Origin of the sequence: Bradyrhizobium sp. HKCCYLRH3099 (assembly GCF_051167855.1) — a bacterium.
Lineage (GTDB): Bacteria > Pseudomonadota > Alphaproteobacteria > Rhizobiales > Xanthobacteraceae > Bradyrhizobium.
The window spans coordinates 586515-604925 of record NZ_JBNPTW010000001.1; the positions used below are offsets into that span (position 1 = coordinate 586515).

Below are 18411 nucleotides of genomic sequence, written 5' to 3' on the forward strand. Positions count from 1 at the left end.
TCGGACCGCCGCCCACCGCGCGCGAATGTTTCCATCCGTTTCTGTCGGCTTTAGGTCGAGAGTTCGACCGTTTTGAAATCGGCCGGCAGGATCACCTCGAGCAGCTCGACGTCATCGGAATAGTCGAGGATCATGTGCCGGATCTTCGGCGGCTGGGTCCAGCAGCTGCCCTCCTTCATCAGCGTCTCGCCGACGCCTTCGAGGTAGCTCTTCACCCAGCCCTTGAGCACATAGACCATCTGGAAGTCGACGGCATGGGTGTGCAGCTTGGAGACCTCCTGCGGGTTGCACGGCGGCAGCATGCGGATGACATGCGCGCGGGCGAGGCCATGCGTCGCGTCCGCGATGCCGAGGTCGCGGTAATGCGCATAGGCGCGCAGGCCGTCGGCCTTGAAGTCTTCCTCGCGGTGGTGAGAGATCGCGACCTTCTGCTTCGGCCGCCGCGGCGCGGGCGCCGACCTGCCCTGGCTCACGAGCGCCTTGCGTGCCGATGGCGCAGCCGCCCTGCCCGGCTTGGCGGGCGTCTTCGCGATGGTCTTCACACCGGGCTTGGCGGACGTCTTCACCGTCGCCTTGCTGCCCTTGCTGATCTTCAGCGCCGCAGCCTTGGCAGCGGCGCGTGTTACTGATTTCGTCGTACGGCTCTTGCTGGCCATGGTGCTCTCCCTGCGAGTCCTCGCAGCGAGGGTAGCACATGTTGTCGAACCTCAGCAGCTTCTCCAACAAAAGTCGTCATTCCGGGGCGTGCGAAGCACGAGCCCGGAATCCATTCCTCCGCGCGTTCTGCCGCCCAATGGATTCCGGGCTCGCGCGACGCGCGCCCCGGAATGACAGCGGTGATGGGGCGGCGACCTGGGCTACTGCAGGGCTACGAACTGGGAACCTCGTCGCAAGGGCGATAAGGATTGGAGAGACTCAGCAGCGTCTCCAATAAAGGTCGTCATTCCGGGGCGTGCGTAGCACGAGCCCGGAATCCATTCCTCCGCGCGTTCTGCCGCCCAATGGATTCCGGGCTCGCGCGACGCGCGCCCCGGAATGACAGCGGTGATGGGGCGGCGACCTGGGCTACTGCAGGGCTACGAACTGGGAACCTCGTCGCAAGGGCGATAAGGATTGGAGAGACTCAGCAGCGTCTCCAATAAAGGTCGTCATTCCGGGGCGTGCGTAGCACGAGCCCGGAATCCATTCCTCCGCGCGTTCTGCCGCCCAATGGATTCCGGGCTCGCGCGACGCGCGCCCCGGAATCACAGCGGTGGGTGGAGATGCTGCAGTGACCTTCAGCTCAATGCAGCCGGAACACGCCGTCAACGGCGCGCAGTTCGGCCGGCTTGATCAGCTTCGAATGCGCCACCGTGACCGAGTGAAGCGGGCCCTCGATCTTCTCCTGCCAGAACGCCAGGAAATCCTGCAGCGCCGGAAATTTCGGGAACAGGTCGTAGTTCTGCCAGACATAGGTCTGCAGCAGCGAGCGATGGTCCGGCATCCGATACAGGATCTGCGCGGTCGTCAGCCCATAACCCAGCACCTGTTTCCGAAAGTCCTCGGAAACCTCAACCCTCGACACCATGCCAACCCTCCGTTTCTGGAGCGCATGTCCGCGTGGCCAACCGGGATGGAGCCACCCGGCAAAGATGCGCTCACTGCAAAAGAAATGTGACGCATGTCCTCAACCCATCTCAAGCTTAAATGTTTAACGGTATGTTGAAAAATGCTGCATTAGCAGCCACTTAGCCCAGGTGCTAATACGGTGTTTCGCGTTTCGTTCCGCTCGTGTTAACGCTATAGGAACGCTTTGGCAGAGCGCGCAGTTGACTGCTAATTTTTCTGCTACAAGGCCTTGCCCGGCTGGAAACTCTCCCCTAAATCCAGGCCGCGTGCTGGCACTCGCCGGCATCGACTGCCAAATCTCCAGAAACTGACAATCGCTTCAATTGCTTAGGAGGACTGTATGGCTTTCCGTCCGCTTCACGACCGCGTCGTGGTCAAGCGCATCGACGCCGAAGAGAAGACCGCTGGCGGCATCATCATCCCCGACTCGGCCAAGGAAAAGCCCTCGCAGGGCGAAGTGATCGCGGTGGGCCCCGGCGCCCGCGACGAGAGCGGCAAGCTGGTCCCGCTCGACGTCCAGGTCGGTGATCGCGTGCTGTTCGGCAAGTGGTCGGGCACCGAGGTCAAGATCGACGGCCAGGAGCTGCTGATCATGAAGGAAAGCGACATCATGGGCGTCATCACCGACGCCGGCGCCAAGAAGAAGGCCGCTTAAGCGCTGTCGATCCTCATCCTGAGGAGCCGGCGCAGCCGGCGTCTCGAAGGATGAGGCCCCAACCACCTCCTCATCTCGTCCTTCGAGACGCCCGCGACGTGCGCGGGCTCCTCAGGACGAGGACCTCGATCAAAACTCAGGGAAACCCAATATGTCAGCGAAAGACGTAAAGTTCGGCGTCGAAGCCCGCGACCGCATGCTGCGCGGCGTGGACATTCTCGCCAATGCCGTGAAGGTCACGCTCGGTCCGAAGGGCCGCAACGTCGTCCTCGACAAGTCGTTCGGCGCGCCGCGCATCACCAAGGACGGCGTCACCGTCGCCAAGGAGATCGAGCTCGACGACAAGTTCGAGAACATGGGCGCGCAGATGGTGCGCGAAGTCGCCTCGAAGTCCGCTGACGCGGCTGGCGACGGCACCACCACCGCGACCGTGCTGGCCCAGGCCATCGTGCGCGAGGGCGCCAAGGCGGTTGCCGCCGGCATGAACCCGATGGATCTGAAGCGCGGCATCGACCTCGCGGTCGAAGCGGTCGTCGCCGATCTCGTCAAGAATTCCAAGAAGGTCACGTCGAACGACGAGATCGCCCAGGTCGGCACCATCTCCGCCAACGGCGACTCCGAGATCGGCAAGTTCCTCGCCGACGCCATGAAGAAGGTCGGCAACGAGGGTGTGATCACGGTCGAGGAAGCCAAGTCGCTCGAGACCGAGCTCGACGTCGTCGAGGGCATGCAGTTCGACCGCGGCTACATCTCGCCCTACTTCGTCACCAACGCCGACAAGATGCGCGTTGAGATGGACGACGCCTACATCCTCATCAACGAGAAGAAGCTGTCGTCGCTGAACGAGCTGCTGCCGCTGCTCGAGGCGGTGGTGCAGACCGGCAAGCCGCTGGTCATCGTCGCCGAGGACGTCGAGGGCGAGGCTCTGGCTACGCTCGTCGTGAACCGTCTGCGTGGCGGCCTGAAGGTCGCTGCCGTCAAGGCGCCGGGCTTCGGCGACCGCCGCAAGGCCATGCTGCAGGACATCGCGATCCTGACCGGCGGTCAGGCGATCTCGGAAGACCTCGGCATCAAGCTCGAGAACGTCAACCTCTCCATGCTCGGCCGCGCCAAGAAGGTGATGATCGACAAGGAGAACACCACGATCGTCAACGGTGCCGGCAAGAAGGCCGACATCGAGGCGCGCGTGGCGCAGATCAAGGCGCAGATCGAGGAGACCACCTCGGACTACGACCGTGAGAAGCTGCAGGAGCGTCTGGCCAAGCTCGCCGGCGGCGTCGCGGTGATCCGCGTCGGCGGCGCGACCGAGGTCGAGGTCAAGGAGCGCAAGGATCGCGTGGATGACGCGATGCATGCGACCCGCGCGGCTGTCGAGGAAGGCATCCTGCCGGGCGGCGGCGTCGCCCTGCTCCGTGCCTCTGAGCAGCTCAAGGGTGTCCGCACCAAGAACGAGGACCAGAAGACCGGCGTCGAGATCGTCCGCAAGGCGCTCTCCGCTCCGGCCCGCCAGATCGCCATCAACGCGGGCGAGGACGGCTCGGTCATCGTCGGCAAGATCCTCGAGAAGGAGCAGTATGCCTACGGCTTCGACTCGCAGTCCGGCGACTACGTGAACATGGTGTCCAAGGGCATCATCGACCCGACCAAGGTCGTGCGCACCGCGATCCAGAACGCCGCCTCCGTGGCGAGCCTCCTGATCACCACCGAGGCGATGGTCGCCGAGCTGCCGAAGAAGAACGCCGGCGGCCCCGCGATGCCTCCGGGCGGCGGCATGGGCGGCATGGACTTCTAAGTCCGGCCTCCTCGTAAAGAGGGCCCCTGGTATATTTCGCCAGGGGCCTTTCTTTTATATCCGCACGATTGCGACAGGATCGGCACGCGGTAGAGAGTAATTTTTGCCCACTGTTGCTCATTCGCAACATATCTATTCTAGAAAATTGACTTCTAAATACAAAGCGTTGTGGTCCTTGGCACAATTTGACATGTACCACGGCTGTCGTATTGACCGCGGAACCCGTGCCGAATGAATAATATTTGATCTAGGAATTGGTCGCGGAACATCATTGAATGACCACACTATTTTACAAGGGAATCGGTGTTGGAACGCACCACCATTCCATCGACTTGAGAACGACCGGCATAATGCCTAGGACAACATCGGCATTGAACGTCGTCGTGGCCGAGCAACATATTGCCCGCGGCACCACGACTTCGCCCTGCATTTCGCTAACGAAGTCGTTCGGCGTTGCTCGAGACTATGCAATGAACGCGAGCCTGACTAGGCCCACGGCCGCAGTGCCAGGGTACGTCTATGAAGTCCTTGTGCCCGAGCAGCCCGGTGTCAATATAATCGATCCGGTCGCATACATTGCATCGCACAATACAAACCCACTTGTTTCACCCTCATATCATCATGACGGGGATCAAAACTTCTTAGGGATTGTTGCATATCCTATGGCAAGTGGAGGAGGCGTTGCTGTCGCGCCTCGTGCTCCTGGCATGGCGGGCGGAGCGCCGAGACCTCCCCATCTGACGATCCAACTCGAGGCGCTGGTTTTCGCGATGAGAGACGCCGAGATCCTTGTGCACGGAAACATTCCGCCAGCTTGGATCACAAACCGCTACAACATTTTCTAATTCGGGTGAGCTATGGCTGAAACAACAATCATCGATCTCACGAATCGGGTTGGTAAATTCAGCACCGTGACTGCCGAGTGGTGGGAGGATAACTCGAAATTCGTGGTAGTCCGTGGTTTGACCGAAGGTGATTGCCAATCCTTCGCACTGCGTCTCGACCTTGAAAAGCGCGCCTTTATCGATCGCGCACCTGACCCGAAAACGGATCAGTTACTTCAAGGGCAAGCGCTGCAGATATCTCAGTTGGTCTGGAGTGAGCGAGCGAAGTTACTAAAAGTTGCGCAGCGCGGCGCCGCTTAACATTTTTGATAAGACTCGACTGACTCACTCTGGGGTCAACGTGCGCACCGCGATCCAGAACGCCACCTCCGTGGCGCGCCTGCTGATCACCACCTGGGCGATGGTTGTCGATCTGCCGAAGAAGGCCGCTGCCGGCCCGCGATGCCCCCGGGCGGCGGTATGGGCGGCATGGACTTCTAAGTCCGGCCTCCTCGCGAAAACACACGAAGGGCGCGGCGCAAGCCGCGCCCTTTTTGTTTTGCTGTGGGTGGGCAAAGGTGCATGGCACGCCGCTCATTTGTGGCACGTTGTTGCGCGCCGTGCCCACCGTCTTGCCGTTGTGTTCGCCGCACGACGGTGGGCACGCCGCCGCCTGACGGCGGCCGCTTTGCCCACCCCACCGACCCCAGGTCACGCCTGCGCTTGGTAGTCCACAAAACAACTGCGCAGCCAATCGATCACGACCCGCGCGGCGGGATCGCGCTTCAGATGAGTCTGCACCAGCAGCCAGACATCGCGCCGCCTGGGCAATTGCGTCACACGCAGCGAAGGATCGTCGAAGAGATCGCGGCAGGCATGTTCGGGGAGCACGGCAACAGCCTGCCCGCTCCGCAGCACTTCCGACATCACCCGCACGTCATCGGTGATGCAGCGCGCGGCGTCGATGAGCTTGCGCTGCTTCAATATCTGCTGCTCGGGAATTCCATCGAGCTCGTCGGGATAGCCGCAGACAAAGCTCGGGACCGCGCCTGCCGGCTCGATAAGGTAGAGCCCGAGACTGCCGAGCCGAGTAATGGTGAAGTCGCCCTTCTCCGGCTTGCGCAGCCGGATCGCGAAATCGGCCTGCCAGCGGGAGAAGCTGACATTGTGGCTCGCGGTCAGAAGCTGCAGCCGCAGGCCGGGATGCGCCACCAGCAACGTCGCGATGCGCGGCGCCAGGATGCTCTCGGCGACCGCCGGCGTCGCAGCGATGCGAAACCGTCCGGTCACGCCGGCCTGCGCCGCGCCGACCCGCGCGATGTCGGCGGCGTGGTGCGCCATCGCTTCGATGTGAGACACCACCGTTTCGCAGGCCGCGGTCGGCCGGCGTACGCCGTCGACCGCCTCGAACAGCCGCACGCCGAGCGCGGCCTCGATCCGCGCCAGCCGCCGCCCGACTGTCGTCTCGTCGATGCGCAGCCGCTTGCCGGCTCCGGCGAAGCTGCCGGCCTCATGCACGGCCGCGATGATCCGCAGATCGTCCCAGTTCAGATCGCTCGGGCTCATGCTCCGCCGCTAGCACGCTCCCGCGGCGCCTGCAATGCCGCAGCCAACGGCTGCAAAACACCTGCATTCCTGCAGGCTCCCATCCGGCCTAGCATCACCTCGTCAATTCCATCCGCAGGACCTCGCCATGACCACCCCCTCGACGCTGCTGCAGCTTGCCGGTGCCGACCTCAGCCTTCCCTCCCTCGCGCAATCCAGCCTCGTGCTGATCGACATCCAGAACGAATATCGCGAGGGCCCGCTGGCGCTCCCGGACGCCGAGGCGGCGATCGCGCAGGCGACCCGCCTGCTGGCCCGTGCCCGCGCGGCCGGCAGCGTGATCATTCACGTCGCCCATCAGGGCCGCGAGGGCAGCCTGTTCGACCGGACCGCGCCGCGAGGCGCGATCGTCGACGCGGTTGCGCCGTTGCCCGGCGAGGCGATCGTCGAAAAGACGCTGCCGAACGCCTTCGCCGGCACCGATCTGCAGGCGCGCCTGACGGCCGCCGGCCACAAGAACATCGTGCTCGCCGGCTTCATGACCCACATGTGCGTGTCGTCGACCGCGCGTGCCGCGCTCGATCTCGGCTGGCGCGTCACCATCGATGCCGGGAGCTGCGCGACGCGCGACCTGCCCGACGGCAAGGGCGGCGCCTTATCGGCCGCCTTGATCCATGAGGTGGCGCTGGCCGAGCTGGCCGACCGCTTCGCGATCATCGCGCGCGACGGCGCGGCGCTCGTCTAGCGGATCACGCTCCCGATGCGCCCGGGGCGAAGGCGGCCGGCCTGGTCCTCGTCCCCGGCCGCGAGGGAGAAGAAGATCATCGCAGCGCGGCCGATGACGTTCTCGACGGGAACGTACCCTATCTGTGACATCGCGCGGCTGTCGTTGGAGTTGTCGCGGTTGTCGCCGAGCATGAAAAGATGCCCCGGCGGAACGACGTAGACGTTGGTGTTGTCGAAATAGCCGTTATCGACGCAATCGAGCGTCTCGTAGCTCCGTCCGTCCGGCAGCGTCTCGCGCCAGCGCTTGACACGCTCGTCCTCGTCGTCGCCGCAGGCCTCTATTCCGATCACATCCTCCAGCCGCTCGCGCGGCACGGCCGCGCCGTTGATGTGGAGCACCCCGCCCTTCATCTGGACGCGGTCGCCGGGCAGGCCGACGACGCGCTTGATGTAGACGGTGGCATTGTCCTTGGGCAGAAAGAACGCGACCACGTCGCCGCGCGCCGGCATCGCTCCCCAGATGCGAGCGGACGGCGACAAGCCGGTTGGCCACGGAAACGGCCAGGTCAGACGGCTGTAGCCATAGGGATATTTCGACACGAAGAAGTAGTCGCCGACCAGGATGGTCGGCTTCATCGAGCCCGACGGCGCATTGAACGGCTGATACAGGAAGTTGCGGATCAGCATCGGCGAGGCCAGCAGCAGGCACAGCGCCACGAACCCGGCGACGAAGATACCCAGGATCGCCCACCACGGCTCCCGCTTCGGCCTGATCTCACCCGCATCCAAGCTCGTCACGATGTCCCCCATCCGATCGCAGCGCCAGGATGACCGAACACCGCGCGCTGCGCAATCACCCGCGCGCCATGCTCAACGCTTCTTCCGCCACGGCGCATCGTCCTCCCAATCGCCGGCCATGATCGAGCCGTAAGGCACAACCTCGTCGACGACCTCGCCCAGCCCGAAGCGGGCGATCTGCGCCCGCACCGAGGCTGCGTTCTTGTAGGCCTGCGGCAGCTCCGACAAATCGGGCTTGCCGCAATAGAACCGCGCATCGATGCCATCAGGCAGTTCTGGGCGATGCTCGCGCAAGAACGCCTTGCGGCCGAGGTTGCGGCCGGCGCCATGCGGCGCGAAGCCGAGCGCCTCCTTGTTGTCGCGGTGCTTCAGGATCAGCACCGGCTCGGCCATGTTGAGCGGCACGATGGTGCGGCCGTCATCGTCGGCCGAGAAGCCGGACCAGTTCGGCGTCGCGCCCTTGCCGTGATAGTAGAGGCCGTCGCTCTTGCGGAAGACGAAATTGTGCTCGTTCCAGAAGCGGTCGGCGACGGCGTTGCCGAGCTTCGCCGCCGTGAGATCGTGGATCGCATGATGATTGGCGCGCGTCCACAGCCGCGCGACCTGCAGCGCGTCCCAATAGGCGCGGCCGTCGTCGCTCGACGCCTTGATCCAGGCTGAGTGCTCCGGGACCTTCGGCGCGTGGATCGCGGCGTGCCGCTTCGCCACGGCCATGCCGCGCTTGTAGAGCTGCGCGCCGAAGCCGCGCGAGCCGTGATGCGTCACCAGCGCCGCCTGCCCGGTCGATTTGAGATGACCGACGAAGGCGAAATGATTGCCGTCGCCCTGCGTGGCGAAATGGCCGACCGCGAAGCGCTCCAGGCCCTTCAGAAACGGATTGCCGTCAAAACCCTGCATCACCTCGTCCGGCGGCTGGTGCAGCCGGTCGCGGCCGCCGGGACCGAAATGAGTGACGGCATGAACGGCATCGAGGATGCGCTTGGGATCGTCCTTGCGGGCGAACACGGTCACCGCCACCGAGCAGCAGATGTCAGACGAATGGAAGCCGGGATGGATGGCATCCTCGCAGGCGACCACGCCGCCAACTGGAATCGTGCCGAGCGCCGTGCCCGACGGGCATGCGTCGGGCATCACGGCGCCGGCGACGATGGTCGGTACCCGCATCAGCGCATCCATGTGCTGCGCCACCGCCGCGACATTGGCTCGCTCGACTTCGTTCTCGGCCTCGATCAGCATGGCAAACGGCACGCCATTGGTGCGCATCAACGCCTCCGCCGGCTGCAGCGCCTGCAGCGCGACGAAGATCGCGTCATCATCCGCTCCATTCGCGCGCATCGCGTTCGCCGTCGCCAGCCCGTCCTTGAACCAGCGGCCCGGCTTGAAGCCCCAGGCGATCAGAGTGTTTCCGTCGATCATGGCGGTTCTCGTGCTTGAACAGAGTCGTTTGTCGCCGCTGGCGACGCGTGCGTTCACAGCCGATGCTCTCTCCAATCGTCATTCCGGGGCTCGCGCAGCGAGAGCCCGGAATCCATAGCCCCAGGGGTCTATGAGACGCGAGATGGCCGTGGCGCTTGTCTTCGCCCCACCAAAGCTCGTGGTTATGGATTCCGGGCTCAGCCGCTGCGCGGCTGCCCCGGAATGACGAGGAGAGAGTTTGCCCTCTCACCTCGTCCGCCGGTACATCACGTCGGTCCGGAGCACGTATTTGCGTCCCCGCGTCACCCGATCGCCACGATGCATGATCGGGTGATGGAACAGCAGTGCCATGCCCTTCCGTGGCGTGATGCGCAGCGGACCCTCCGGCATCAAGCCCGTGTCGTCGCAGAACGACGTCGCCCCACCTTCGAAATCATCGTTGAGATAGATGAGGAAGGTGAACAGGCTGCGCTCGCCATTGTCGCGCGCGAAATGGCCGTCGCGATGCCAATCGAACTTCTGGCCGACGTCGTAGCGATACAGCCGCAACCGCTCGTTCAGCCCGACCGGCTGCCAGCGATGCTGGAACGACGGTGCGAGACGACCGGCAAGACGTGCATAGAGCGTCTGCGCCCGCTCCGGGTCGTCGACCATGAGCCGTTCGTTGTTGCGAACGTCCTTCGCGATGATCATGCCCATCGATGTCGAGATCGGCGCGTCGCCGAAACCGATCGCCTCACCCCAGGCGATAGCGGCGTCGCACTCCTCGGCAGAGAGGAAGTTCGCGATCGTCTCGATGTTGTCGGCGTGCCACGTGAGCTCGGTCATCATCATATCCTCCTTTGCCGCCGTCATTCCGGGGCGCGCGCAGCGCGAGCCCGGAATCCATAGCCACCGCCGCTCGTGTGGGACGAGATGCAAATGGCGGTCCTGTTCGCTCCGCTCCCGCTGGTCGTAATGGATTCCGGGCTCAGCCCTGCGGGCTGCCCCGGAATGACGAGGGGAGCGCAAGGACAAGCTCAATCCTTGAACGGATCGAACTCGCCCTCGCCGGCCATCACCACGGCGAACGGCCGCAGCGTATGCACCACCTTCAACGAGCCGGCATGCTCGGCGAGCACCTCGGGCAGGCGCCGATAGGCCATCGGGCTCTCATCGAGGTCGGCGCCGATCAGGGTGACGCCGCGGCTCTGCAGCCAGGCGTCCATCTCGTCGCGCGTGAAGCGCCGCTTGGCCTCACGCCGCCCGAACATTCGCCCGGCCCCATGCACCGTCGAGTACAGCGAAGCTTTCGCCTCCTCCGACTCCACGCCCTCGATGATGACGGCATCGTCGCCCATCGAGCCGCCGACGAAACCGCGCTGGCCCGGAAAGGCCGGCGTGGCGCCCTTGCGCACCACCCACAGATCACGCCCGTCGTGGGTCTCACGCCAGGCGTAGTTGTGGTGGTTGTGCACGCTGTCGGTGACCGCGCCGCCGATGATCTGGCGCACGCGCTCTACCACCCACTCGCGGCCCGCATAGGCATAGCGCCCGGCGAGCTGCATTGCGGCGATGTAGCGCTGCCCGACCTCCGAGTCCTCGTCGACCACGGCGGGCGGCACGTTCATGCCGTCCTTGCCACCCGCGGCCTTGAGGTAGCGCGTCGCCGAGGTATGGCCGAGACCACGGCTGCCGAAATGCACGCCGATCCAGACGAAGCCGTCCTCGTCGCGCATCAGATCGACATAGTGGTTGCCCGAGCCCACCGTGCCGAGCTGCCCGACCGCCTTCTGCCGGTAGGCGTCCATGTCGGACTCCCGCCAGGCATCGGCATCGTCGAACAGCTCATGCTCGACGCGCTCGGCATTCTTGCGGCCGACCCCGAACGAGATCACCTTCGACACGTCCTTGATGATCGCGCCGACCTTGTCCGCGATCGCGCTGAACGGTGTGTCGAGCCGCACCGCCATGTTGCCGCAGCCGATGTCGAAGCCGACGCCGGAGATGCTGATCTGCTTCTCATAGGCGATGACGCCGCCGACCGGCTGGGCGTAGCCGAGATGGCCGTCGGCGCAGATCACGCCGGCGACGGCGTTGCCCACACTCATGCAGTTACGCATCTGCGCGATCGTCGCGTCCTCATGAGCCCCGAACACCTTCAGCGGGCTGTTCTGGTACTGCGCCGCCTGCGGCCGGCTCGCCACCGTATCGGCCAGCGCCTCGGCCTCACGCGCGAGCTGCTCCTTGCGCGCGGCGTCACGGAACGTGCACCACAGCGGCATCGAGCGCTGCCCCGGCCGTTCGATCCGCGCATCCGGATCGAGCCCGGCCTCGATGGCCAGCTCTCGCGCTCGGTCTTTGTAGGGATCGGCTCGCATCGGATCCTCCTTTCTTGCTCGCATCAGGACACGGAGCACCAACACGGTGCTTCCGCGATCGACGCTCGCGCGAACCGTCGCGCAAGCAGGTGGTGCAGGCCAGGAGGTGGATCTGAGTTGAGGGGGACTCCGCACGGGGAGCCCAGTCTCGGGATGATCGTCGCTCTGGCCGGGTCGGCAGAGGGACGATCCCGCTGCCGCGTTAGGCTATCAGTCTGATATTGACGGGTAGCGCGTTGGCCGCGGAGACCGCCGGCACGCGCAGGACCAGCCCACGGCGCCGCGATTGCGGCAGCGCGCTGTCCATGATGTGGCGTGGGGTCGGATACGACATCGGTCTCTCGCTGCGGATCATCCGCATGTAACTTGGCGCGTGCAGATACAGGGTGATTTCGGTTTTGTAAAGCGAGGAGTCTACTAATGATGAGCAATCCTGACGATGTGGGACCGCCGAAGCACGTCATGGAGTTTCGTGGCTATGGATTCCGGGCTCAGCCGCTGCGCGGCTGCCCCGGAATGACGGGAGGATGGATGACGCACTCTCTCATCCGTCATTCCGGGGCTCGCGCAGCGAGAGCCCGGAATCCATACTCATTATGAGCATTTGAGCCCCGCTGCTCATCTACAGATCCCCGGATACAGATCATCCCAGTTCGGGTTCTGCTCCTCGATCAGCCTGATCTTCCAATCCCGCCGCCATTTCTTCAGCTCCTTCTCGCGGGTGATGGCGGTGCCGGGATCATCATAGACCTCGAACCAGACGAGCTTACCAACGTCGTAACGGGACGTGAAGCTTGGCGTGGCCTTGGTACGGTGCTCGTAGACACGCCGCACAAGATCATTCGTCACGCCAAGATACAGCGTGCCATGCTTCTTGCTCGCAAGCAGATAGACGTAATACGCCATCGGACAGCCGTGGTTATGGATTCCGGGCTCGCCCTTCGGGCGCCCCGGAATGACGAGCGGAGAGAGTCCGTACTCTATCCGCTCGTCATTCCGGGGCTCGCGCAGCGAGAGCCCGGCATCCATACTCCCGAAACCCAGTTGGATTTACAACTGCCTCTTCCGATTGTTTCAGACAAACAAAAGGCCGCCCGTAGGCGGCCTTTCTCATCAGTAACTCGGCAATGCAGCCTCACGCAGCATCCGGCGCCTTCAGCCGCACCAGCCTTGTGAGCAGCGCATCCAGGCCCGCACCCTCACCGGCGTGCAGGTCGATGCGGCCGACCTTCTCGACGAGGCGCTCCAGCGACTCCAGCTCCTTGAGCCGCAGCAGCAGCGGGTTCTCCTCCATCAACCTGGCGGTGTTCAGGAGCGAGCGCGTCGCCGCGGTCTCCTCCTGGCGGCGGATCAGATTGGCCTTCGCCAGCCGCTCCGCTTCCACCACCTTGTTGACGAGCTCGCGGATCTCGCCGGGCAGGATCACGTCCTTCACGCCGAGCTCCGTCACCTCAACACCCGAGCCATCGAGCCGCGCGCGCACGTAGTCACGCAGCTCGGCATCGAGCGAGGCCTTCGCCGCCAGCACCTCGTCGAGCGTGCGTGACGCCACCGCCTCCCGGATCGCGAACTGCACCAGCCGGTACAGCCACGCATCCACGTCCGGCGTCGTCGCCACCGCCGCCTCCGGATCAACGATCCGTCGGAACGCGGTGAGCGTCACCCGCAACGCGATGCGGTCCTTGGTCAGCATCTCCTGCGCGGTGATCTCGAGCGCGGTCGGCCTGAGATCGAGGCGCTTGACCTCGATCTTGCGGCCGACCACCCAGAACGCATGCCGTCCCGGCGCCAGCCGCTCCGTCAGCTTGCCGTCGACGTGGAGCAGACCGGCCTCGTGGTTCTCGACCACGGCCTCGGTCACGATGCCCGGGCGGTTGCGCTCGATCATCGCCAGGTGGCGCGCGCTCACGCGCACGTCGCTGGTGACGTCGATCCGCTCGACCTCGACCCGCGTCGCCACCTTCCAGTAGACGCGGGTCTGCCACGGCGTCAGCAGGTGCGCCGGCCGGCCGTCGAGGCTCACGATCGCGATCTCGTTCGCGCCGGTCTCCACCGCCTCGAACAGCTCGGCCGCAAGATCGGGCCGCGCCGCCTTCAGCACCGCGTAACGATCAGCCGGGTATTCGGCCTTGACCACGTCGAACACCTGCACGGTCAGCCGGTGCAGCGGATCGAGCAGCGCATGCCGGCCGGGAGCGAGCACGCGCACCAGCTGGCCGTCGCGCCAGACCAGCGCCCGCTCGCCATCCGCCACCGTCTGCGTCTTCATCATCACATGCCAGCTCATGGCACTCTCCTGTCATGCAAGGTCCGGCCGGATGCCGGGCCCTGCTCTGTTGGCTGCCGGCCTCTGCCTGCAGCAGTTTGAAATTCAAAGGACGTGAGGACCGGACGGCGCTTCCTGCCTGAACCGAGCGGGCTGCGGCTTGAGCGTCGGGTGCGACCGGGCGCCTGCACACCTCACGGCCGCCGAAGCGGACGCGGCGATGCGCCGGCTGTCCCGGCCATGCGCGACGCGGTATCCACCGCGGCACAGAGCCGGCTCTGCAGTGTCCTGATCAGGTCGAACTGCTCTTTCGAGCAAAACGGCCGAACCGCGACTGAAGCACGCGTCCGGTCCTCGTCAGAGGAAATTAGCTTGCAAGGCTAATGCGCGGAGCGCTGGAGCGGGAGTCGAACCCGCGACCCGATGATTCACAGTCATCTGCTCTAACCAACTGAGCTATCCTTGGTTGCGTCGATCGGATTCGAACCGATGCCGTCGGGCTCACACCCGATGCTCACCATGAGCTTCGAAGCACATCCTCTCTTCAGCGGAATACGCCACCGGAAACCGGCGCGCACCAGTCGGGATCTCAGCGAGCCCGAACCCATGTCCGAAGCGAAGGACGGTGCACATATATCAACTAATATGTCGATGCAAGTGTTAGTTTGTCGCTTCGTCGAATATTCTGGATCGGTCGATCGTGACTGGTGCAACTACATCCACATCGTCATTCCGGGGCGCGCGCAGCGCGAGCCCGGAATCCATAACCACGAACGGCAGCTGGTCGAAGACTTTGGCCACTCGCATCTCGCGCCACATGACCAGATGTGGCTATGGATTCCGGGCTCGCGCTATGCGCGACCAGGAATGACGGCCGTATATATGCAAACCGTTTCGTAGCTCGGATGAGCGAAGCGACATCCGGGTTCACACGCGCGGCCGATGAAAACCCGGATGTCGCCTACGCCGATGCCCTTCGGGCATCGACGCAGGCTCATCCGGGCTACACGCTTTTCATCATCGCTCCAGCTCCACGTCCCAATACAGATAATCCTGCCAAGTCACATGCAGGAATCGCGGCGGGAACAGGCGCTGGGAGGCCATCAGCTCGTGCCGTGTCGGCTCGAACGGCGGCCGCCGCGGCTTGAGGTAACGCCGGTCCTTGCGCGCATTGCAGGGACTGCAGGCCGCGACGATGTTGGTCCACGACGTCTCGCCGCCATCGGCGCGCGGCACGACGTGATCGAACGTCAGCTCGCCGTGGAGATAACGGCCACCGCAATACTGACATTCGAAGCGGTCGCGCAGGAAGACGTTGAAGCGCGTGAACGGCACGCGCATCGCCGGCCTCACATAGTCGCGCAGCGCGATCACCGACGGCAGCCGCATGGTGACGCTCGGGCTGCGAACGACCCGGTCGTACTCGGCGACGACGACGTGGGACTCGCTGACCACGGCCTTGATCGCATCTTCCCAGCTGAACACCGACAGCGGAAAGTAGCTCAGCGGCTGGAAGTCGGCGTTGAGAACGAGTGCGGGATGAGTTGCAGACATCGTCGACCTCCTTTCCGTGGCGACCGTATCGAAATTCGTTGGCGCGCCCATGACACGCCGATCAGCCAGGCTAGACGCGTGTCCGCGCCTCGGCGCTGGGCGCAATCAGTCACGCGCCGACGGCACACCGTCGGGCTGGGCGCGGTTGATGTAGTCGAGGTAGAGCTGCCGGGCGCGCGCCTCGGTGACGCCGCGGCACGCCATCACGATGCGCACGAAGGCCGTCGCCACCGGCGAGGCCAGCACGCGTGACATATCGCAGATATCGGTCTCTTCGCTGATTGTCCGGGTCATCCGACCCTCCGCTCAATGTGCGGAGGGGGAGTGCCCGCCGCTGTTATGCTCTTGCTGAAATCCGCAGGCCCGACCATTTCGGGGCCATCACCAGATAGCGCGGACCCTGACAGGCGACGCGCAGACCCGACCAGCCGCCCGACCGATCGAAGGGTCGTTCGCTGGTGGTGGCGTTCGCAAAATGTGAGCCTAGGCTCGACACGGTCGTGATCCTCGAGAGCAGCAGGCCGGCGATGATCGGCGGCCCAGTTGCGATGGGGCAGTCCTATGCGCAGATTTTCCCGGGATCGTCAAGAGCAGCGGCCTTCGCCCCGCTCCGCGTCGGAGCAAGGCGGAGCAACATGGCGCGGCTTACGCAACCTCCGGCAAGCCACCGATGAGCTTGTCCAGCGTCACCGGATATTTTCGCACCCGAATGCCGGTGGCGTTGTAGACGGCGTTGGCCACGGCTGCGCCGACGCCACAGATGCCGAGCTCGGCCACACCCTTGGCTTTCATCGGCGAGGACATCGGATCGGTCTCGTCGAGGAAGATGACGTCCTGATGCGGAATGTCGGCATGGACCGGGACTTCGTAGCTGGCGAGATCATGATTGACGAAGAAGCCGTAGCGGCGATCGACAGCAAGCTCCTCCATCAGCGCGGCGCCGACGCCCATGGTCATCGCGCCGATCACCTGGCTGCGCGCCGATTTCGGATTGAGGATGCGCCCCGCCGCACAGACCGCCAGCATGCGCCGCACCCGCACTTCGGCGGTCGCGGCATCGACGCCCACCTCGACGAAATGCGCCGCGAAGGTCGATTGCTGATGCGTCTTGGCGAGATCGCCATATTCGATCGCGTCCTCGGCCACGAGCTCAACATCGGCCGCCGCCTGCGTCAGCGGCGCGCTGCGGTTGCCGACGCGGACTTCGCCGTCGGCGAACACGATCTCCGATGAGTTGAAGCCGAGCCGCGCCGCGGCGGCCTCGCGCAGCTTCACGCAGGCCGCATAGACGCCCGCCGTCGAGTTGTTGCCGCCCCATTGTCCACCCGAGCCGGCGGATACTGGAAAGTCGGAATCGCCGAGCTTCACGACGACGCGGTCGAGCGGCACCCCCATCATCTCGGCCGCAGTCTGCGCGATGATCGTGTAGCTGCCGGTGCCGATGTCGGTCATGTCGGTCTCGACCGTCACGATGCCGTCGCGGCCGAGCTTCACGCGCGCTGCGGACTTCTGCAGCAGATTGTTGCGAAAACCCGCCGCCATGCCCATGCCGACCAGCCAGCGACCGTGACGGACCTGCGCAGGACGGACTACGCGCTTGTCCCAGCCGAAGCGCTCCGCTCCGAGCTGCAGGCAGCCGATGAGATTGCGGTGTGAGAACGGCCGCTCGGCATTCTCCGGATCGACTTGCGTGTCATTGCGGATGCGGAAGTCGACCGGGTCGAGGCCGAGCTTCTCGGCCATCTCGTCCATCGCGATCTCGAGCGCCATCATGCCCGGCGCCTCGCCGGGCGCGCGCATGGCGTTGCCTTCGGGCAGATCGAGTTCGGCGAGCTTCATGGCGGTCAGCCGGTTGGCGCCCGCGTAGAGCAACTTGGTCTGGTCGACCGCCGTCTCCGGCCGGCCGCCGGGCAGATTGCCGGACGTGCTCTCATGCGCGATCGCGGTGATCTTGCCATCTTGCGACGCGCCGATGCGGATGCGCTGGATCGTTGCCGGACGGTGCGTCGTGTTGTTGATGACGAGCGGCCGCTGCAGCGCGACCTTCACCGGGCGCTTCGCGGCCCGGCTGCCCAGTGCCGCCAGCACGGCGTCGGCGCGAATGAACAGCTTGCCGCCGAAGCCGCCGCCGATGAAGGGCGAGTCGAGGCGGACGTTCTCCGGCTTGAGACCGAGAATCCTGGCGATGCTGCCCTTGCCCCAGGCGATCATCTGGTTCGAGGTCCAGATCGTCACCTTGTCGCCGTCCCACGCCGCGATGCTGGCGTGCGGCTCCATCATCGCGTGGCTCTCGTCGGGCGTGGTGTAGATCGCATCGAGCTTGACCGGGGCGGCCGCGAACGCGCCGTCGAAATCACCGATGCCGTTGACCGGCTTGGCGCCGCTGCCCTCACCGCTGTCGCCGGCCACCGGCGGCGCGCTGCCGGCCAGAGCGCCGAGATCGAACCGGCCCTCCTGCTTCTGATAGTCGACGTCGATCAGCGAAGCCGCAGCCCGCGCCTGCTCGAATGTCTCCGCCACGACCAGCGCGATGGCCTGGTGATAGTGCTGAACCTCCGGCCCGCCGAACAGCGATGCGGTGTTCATGCGGCCGAGCTCGAGCCTGTTCATGTCGAGCGTGCTGACGATCGCGATCACGCCGGGCGCCGCCTTGGCCTTGCCCAGATCCATCGATCGGATGCGGCCCTTGGCGATGCCGGCACCGAGCACGTAGCCATAGGCCTGGTTCGGCGCGACGTCGTGGCGCTCATAGGCATAGGGCGCGGTGCCGGTGACCTTGAAGCGGCCATCGACGCGATCGGTCGGCCGGCCCACGACCTTCTGCTGATCGATCGGATTGGTGGTGGCGGGAGTGTCGAACTTCATGG

The 18411-nt window shown here is 64.8% G+C and carries 18 protein-coding genes and 2 tRNA genes; 5 read left to right on the top strand and 15 right to left on the bottom strand.

Annotated elements, in window-relative coordinates:
* Window positions 1–50: 50 nt before the first annotated feature.
* Together ACQR1Y_RS02795 and ACQR1Y_RS02800 are read right to left on the bottom strand one after the other, a co-directional pair.
* A complete protein-coding gene (locus tag ACQR1Y_RS02795) occupies window positions 51–656 on the bottom strand; it encodes a cupin (protein WP_434875500.1) in 606 nt (201 codons plus the stop codon).
* Between the two features lie 626 nt (window positions 657–1282).
* A complete protein-coding gene (locus ACQR1Y_RS02800; RefSeq protein ID WP_009030613.1) occupies window positions 1283–1567 on the bottom strand; it encodes an usg protein in 285 nt (94 codons plus the stop codon).
* Window positions 1568–1948: 381 nt separating this feature from the next.
* Here ACQR1Y_RS02800 and groES point away from each other — a divergent pair, with 381 nt between their 5' ends.
* The 3 genes from groES to ACQR1Y_RS02815 all read left to right on the top strand — a co-directional run bounded on the left by groES (window position 1949) and on the right by ACQR1Y_RS02815 (window position 5200).
* Window positions 1949–2263: a co-chaperone GroES gene (groES, locus tag ACQR1Y_RS02805; protein WP_006612113.1), complete on the top strand. Its 315-nt coding sequence runs from the start codon at window positions 1949–1951 to the stop codon at window positions 2261–2263.
* A gap of 151 nt (window positions 2264–2414) precedes the next feature.
* Window positions 2415–4055 carry a chaperonin GroEL gene (groL, locus tag ACQR1Y_RS02810; RefSeq protein ID WP_006612114.1) on the top strand — a complete coding sequence of 547 codons (1641 nt, stop codon included), beginning with the start codon at window positions 2415–2417 and terminating at the stop codon, window positions 4053–4055.
* Window positions 4056–4912: 857 nt separating this feature from the next.
* Window positions 4913–5200 carry a hypothetical protein gene (locus ACQR1Y_RS02815; RefSeq protein ID WP_434875499.1) on the top strand — a complete coding sequence of 96 codons (288 nt, stop codon included), beginning with the start codon at window positions 4913–4915 and terminating at the stop codon, window positions 5198–5200.
* 390 nt (window positions 5201–5590) lie between these two features.
* On the opposite strand, the gene ACQR1Y_RS02820 is transcribed toward ACQR1Y_RS02815, so the two are convergent.
* Window positions 5591–6430, bottom strand: coding sequence for a LysR family transcriptional regulator (locus ACQR1Y_RS02820; protein ID WP_434875619.1), 840 nt, complete (start codon window positions 6428–6430; stop codon window positions 5591–5593).
* Between the two features lie 142 nt (window positions 6431–6572).
* Here ACQR1Y_RS02820 and ACQR1Y_RS02825 point away from each other — a divergent pair, with 142 nt between their 5' ends.
* Complete coding sequence (locus tag ACQR1Y_RS02825) at window positions 6573–7169, top strand: cysteine hydrolase family protein (protein WP_434875498.1); 597 nt, start codon at window positions 6573–6575, stop codon at window positions 7167–7169.
* Here the strand turns inward: ACQR1Y_RS02825 and lepB are convergent.
* The 9 genes from lepB to ACQR1Y_RS02870 all read right to left on the bottom strand — a co-directional run bounded on the left by lepB (window position 7166) and on the right by ACQR1Y_RS02870 (window position 14524).
* Window positions 7166–7948 carry a signal peptidase I gene (gene lepB, locus ACQR1Y_RS02830; protein WP_434875497.1) on the bottom strand — a complete coding sequence of 261 codons (783 nt, stop codon included), beginning with the start codon at window positions 7946–7948 and terminating at the stop codon, window positions 7166–7168. The genes ACQR1Y_RS02825 and lepB overlap by 4 nt on opposite strands.
* 72 nt (window positions 7949–8020) lie before the next feature.
* Entirely contained in the window at window positions 8021–9364 is a 1344-nt protein-coding gene (locus tag ACQR1Y_RS02835) for an RtcB family protein (RefSeq protein ID WP_434875496.1), read from the bottom strand.
* Between the two features lie 246 nt (window positions 9365–9610).
* A complete protein-coding gene (locus ACQR1Y_RS02840) occupies window positions 9611–10192 on the bottom strand; it encodes a 2OG-Fe(II) oxygenase family protein (RefSeq protein ID WP_434875495.1) in 582 nt (193 codons plus the stop codon).
* Between the two features lie 191 nt (window positions 10193–10383).
* Window positions 10384–11724 carry an RtcB family protein gene (locus tag ACQR1Y_RS02845; protein ID WP_434875494.1) on the bottom strand — a complete coding sequence of 447 codons (1341 nt, stop codon included), beginning with the start codon at window positions 11722–11724 and terminating at the stop codon, window positions 10384–10386.
* A gap of 202 nt (window positions 11725–11926) precedes the next feature.
* Complete coding sequence (locus ACQR1Y_RS02850; protein ID WP_434875493.1) at window positions 11927–12058, bottom strand: hypothetical protein; 132 nt, start codon at window positions 12056–12058, stop codon at window positions 11927–11929.
* A gap of 284 nt (window positions 12059–12342) precedes the next feature.
* The gene (locus ACQR1Y_RS02855) at window positions 12343–12630 is read right to left on the bottom strand and encodes a GIY-YIG nuclease family protein (protein ID WP_434875618.1); all 288 of its coding nucleotides are present in this window, start codon (window positions 12628–12630) and stop codon (window positions 12343–12345) included.
* A gap of 229 nt (window positions 12631–12859) precedes the next feature.
* The gene (locus tag ACQR1Y_RS02860) at window positions 12860–14011 is read right to left on the bottom strand and encodes a slipin family protein (RefSeq protein ID WP_434875492.1); all 1152 of its coding nucleotides are present in this window, start codon (window positions 14009–14011) and stop codon (window positions 12860–12862) included.
* Between the two features lie 375 nt (window positions 14012–14386).
* Window positions 14387–14452: transfer RNA gene (locus ACQR1Y_RS02865), tRNA-His, on the bottom strand.
* Between the two features lies 1 nt (window position 14453).
* Window positions 14454–14524, bottom strand: a tRNA-OTHER gene (locus ACQR1Y_RS02870).
* Between ACQR1Y_RS02870 and ACQR1Y_RS02875 the strand changes: the two genes are divergently transcribed.
* The gene (locus ACQR1Y_RS02875) at window positions 14510–14890 is read left to right on the top strand and encodes a hypothetical protein (protein WP_434875491.1); all 381 of its coding nucleotides are present in this window, start codon (window positions 14510–14512) and stop codon (window positions 14888–14890) included. The genes ACQR1Y_RS02870 and ACQR1Y_RS02875 overlap by 15 nt on opposite strands.
* Before the next feature lie 117 nt (window positions 14891–15007).
* Here the strand turns inward: ACQR1Y_RS02875 and ACQR1Y_RS02880 are convergent, their stop codons facing one another.
* From ACQR1Y_RS02880 to paoC, 3 genes are all read right to left on the bottom strand, one after another.
* Window positions 15008–15544 (bottom strand): HNH endonuclease, encoded by a 537-nt coding sequence (locus tag ACQR1Y_RS02880; RefSeq protein ID WP_434875490.1) that lies wholly within the window; start codon window positions 15542–15544, stop codon window positions 15008–15010.
* A gap of 105 nt (window positions 15545–15649) precedes the next feature.
* Window positions 15650–15838, bottom strand: coding sequence for a hypothetical protein (locus tag ACQR1Y_RS02885; RefSeq protein ID WP_434875489.1), 189 nt, complete (start codon window positions 15836–15838; stop codon window positions 15650–15652).
* Between the two features lie 351 nt (window positions 15839–16189).
* Window positions 16190–18409, bottom strand: a complete 2220-nt coding sequence (gene paoC, locus ACQR1Y_RS02890; RefSeq protein WP_434875488.1) for an aldehyde oxidoreductase molybdenum-binding subunit PaoC — start codon at window positions 18407–18409, stop codon at window positions 16190–16192.
* Between the last annotated feature and the right edge of the window lie 2 nt (window positions 18410–18411).

What these genes read in the sequence shown, in the direction of transcription:
- ACQR1Y_RS02855 (WP_434875618.1), bottom strand. Translation starts at nt 12,630, where the DNA reads ATGGCGTATTACGTCTATCTGCTTGCGAGCAAGAAGCATGGCACGCTG.
- groL (WP_006612114.1), top strand. Translation starts at nt 2,415, where the DNA reads ATGTCAGCGAAAGACGTAAAGTTCGGCGTCGAAGCCCGCGACCGCATG.
- ACQR1Y_RS02875 (WP_434875491.1), top strand. Translation starts at nt 14,510, where the DNA reads ATGAGCTTCGAAGCACATCCTCTCTTCAGCGGAATACGCCACCGGAAA.
- ACQR1Y_RS02885 (WP_434875489.1), bottom strand. Translation starts at nt 15,838, where the DNA reads ATGACCCGGACAATCAGCGAAGAGACCGATATCTGCGATATGTCACGC.
- paoC (WP_434875488.1), bottom strand. Translation starts at nt 18,409, where the DNA reads ATGAAGTTCGACACTCCCGCCACCACCAATCCGATCGATCAGCAGAAG.
- ACQR1Y_RS02880 (WP_434875490.1), bottom strand. Translation starts at nt 15,544, where the DNA reads ATGTCTGCAACTCATCCCGCACTCGTTCTCAACGCCGACTTCCAGCCG.
- ACQR1Y_RS02835 (WP_434875496.1), bottom strand. Translation starts at nt 9,364, where the DNA reads ATGATCGACGGAAACACTCTGATCGCCTGGGGCTTCAAGCCGGGCCGC.
- ACQR1Y_RS02795 (WP_434875500.1), bottom strand. Translation starts at nt 656, where the DNA reads ATGGCCAGCAAGAGCCGTACGACGAAATCAGTAACACGCGCCGCTGCC.
- ACQR1Y_RS02825 (WP_434875498.1), top strand. Translation starts at nt 6,573, where the DNA reads ATGACCACCCCCTCGACGCTGCTGCAGCTTGCCGGTGCCGACCTCAGC.
- ACQR1Y_RS02840 (WP_434875495.1), bottom strand. Translation starts at nt 10,192, where the DNA reads ATGACCGAGCTCACGTGGCACGCCGACAACATCGAGACGATCGCGAAC.
- groES (WP_006612113.1), top strand. Translation starts at nt 1,949, where the DNA reads ATGGCTTTCCGTCCGCTTCACGACCGCGTCGTGGTCAAGCGCATCGAC.
- ACQR1Y_RS02850 (WP_434875493.1), bottom strand. Translation starts at nt 12,058, where the DNA reads ATGTCGTATCCGACCCCACGCCACATCATGGACAGCGCGCTGCCGCAA.
- ACQR1Y_RS02860 (WP_434875492.1), bottom strand. Translation starts at nt 14,011, where the DNA reads ATGAGCTGGCATGTGATGATGAAGACGCAGACGGTGGCGGATGGCGAG.
- ACQR1Y_RS02815 (WP_434875499.1), top strand. Translation starts at nt 4,913, where the DNA reads ATGGCTGAAACAACAATCATCGATCTCACGAATCGGGTTGGTAAATTC.
- ACQR1Y_RS02800 (WP_009030613.1), bottom strand. Translation starts at nt 1,567, where the DNA reads ATGGTGTCGAGGGTTGAGGTTTCCGAGGACTTTCGGAAACAGGTGCTG.
- ACQR1Y_RS02845 (WP_434875494.1), bottom strand. Translation starts at nt 11,724, where the DNA reads ATGCGAGCCGATCCCTACAAAGACCGAGCGCGAGAGCTGGCCATCGAG.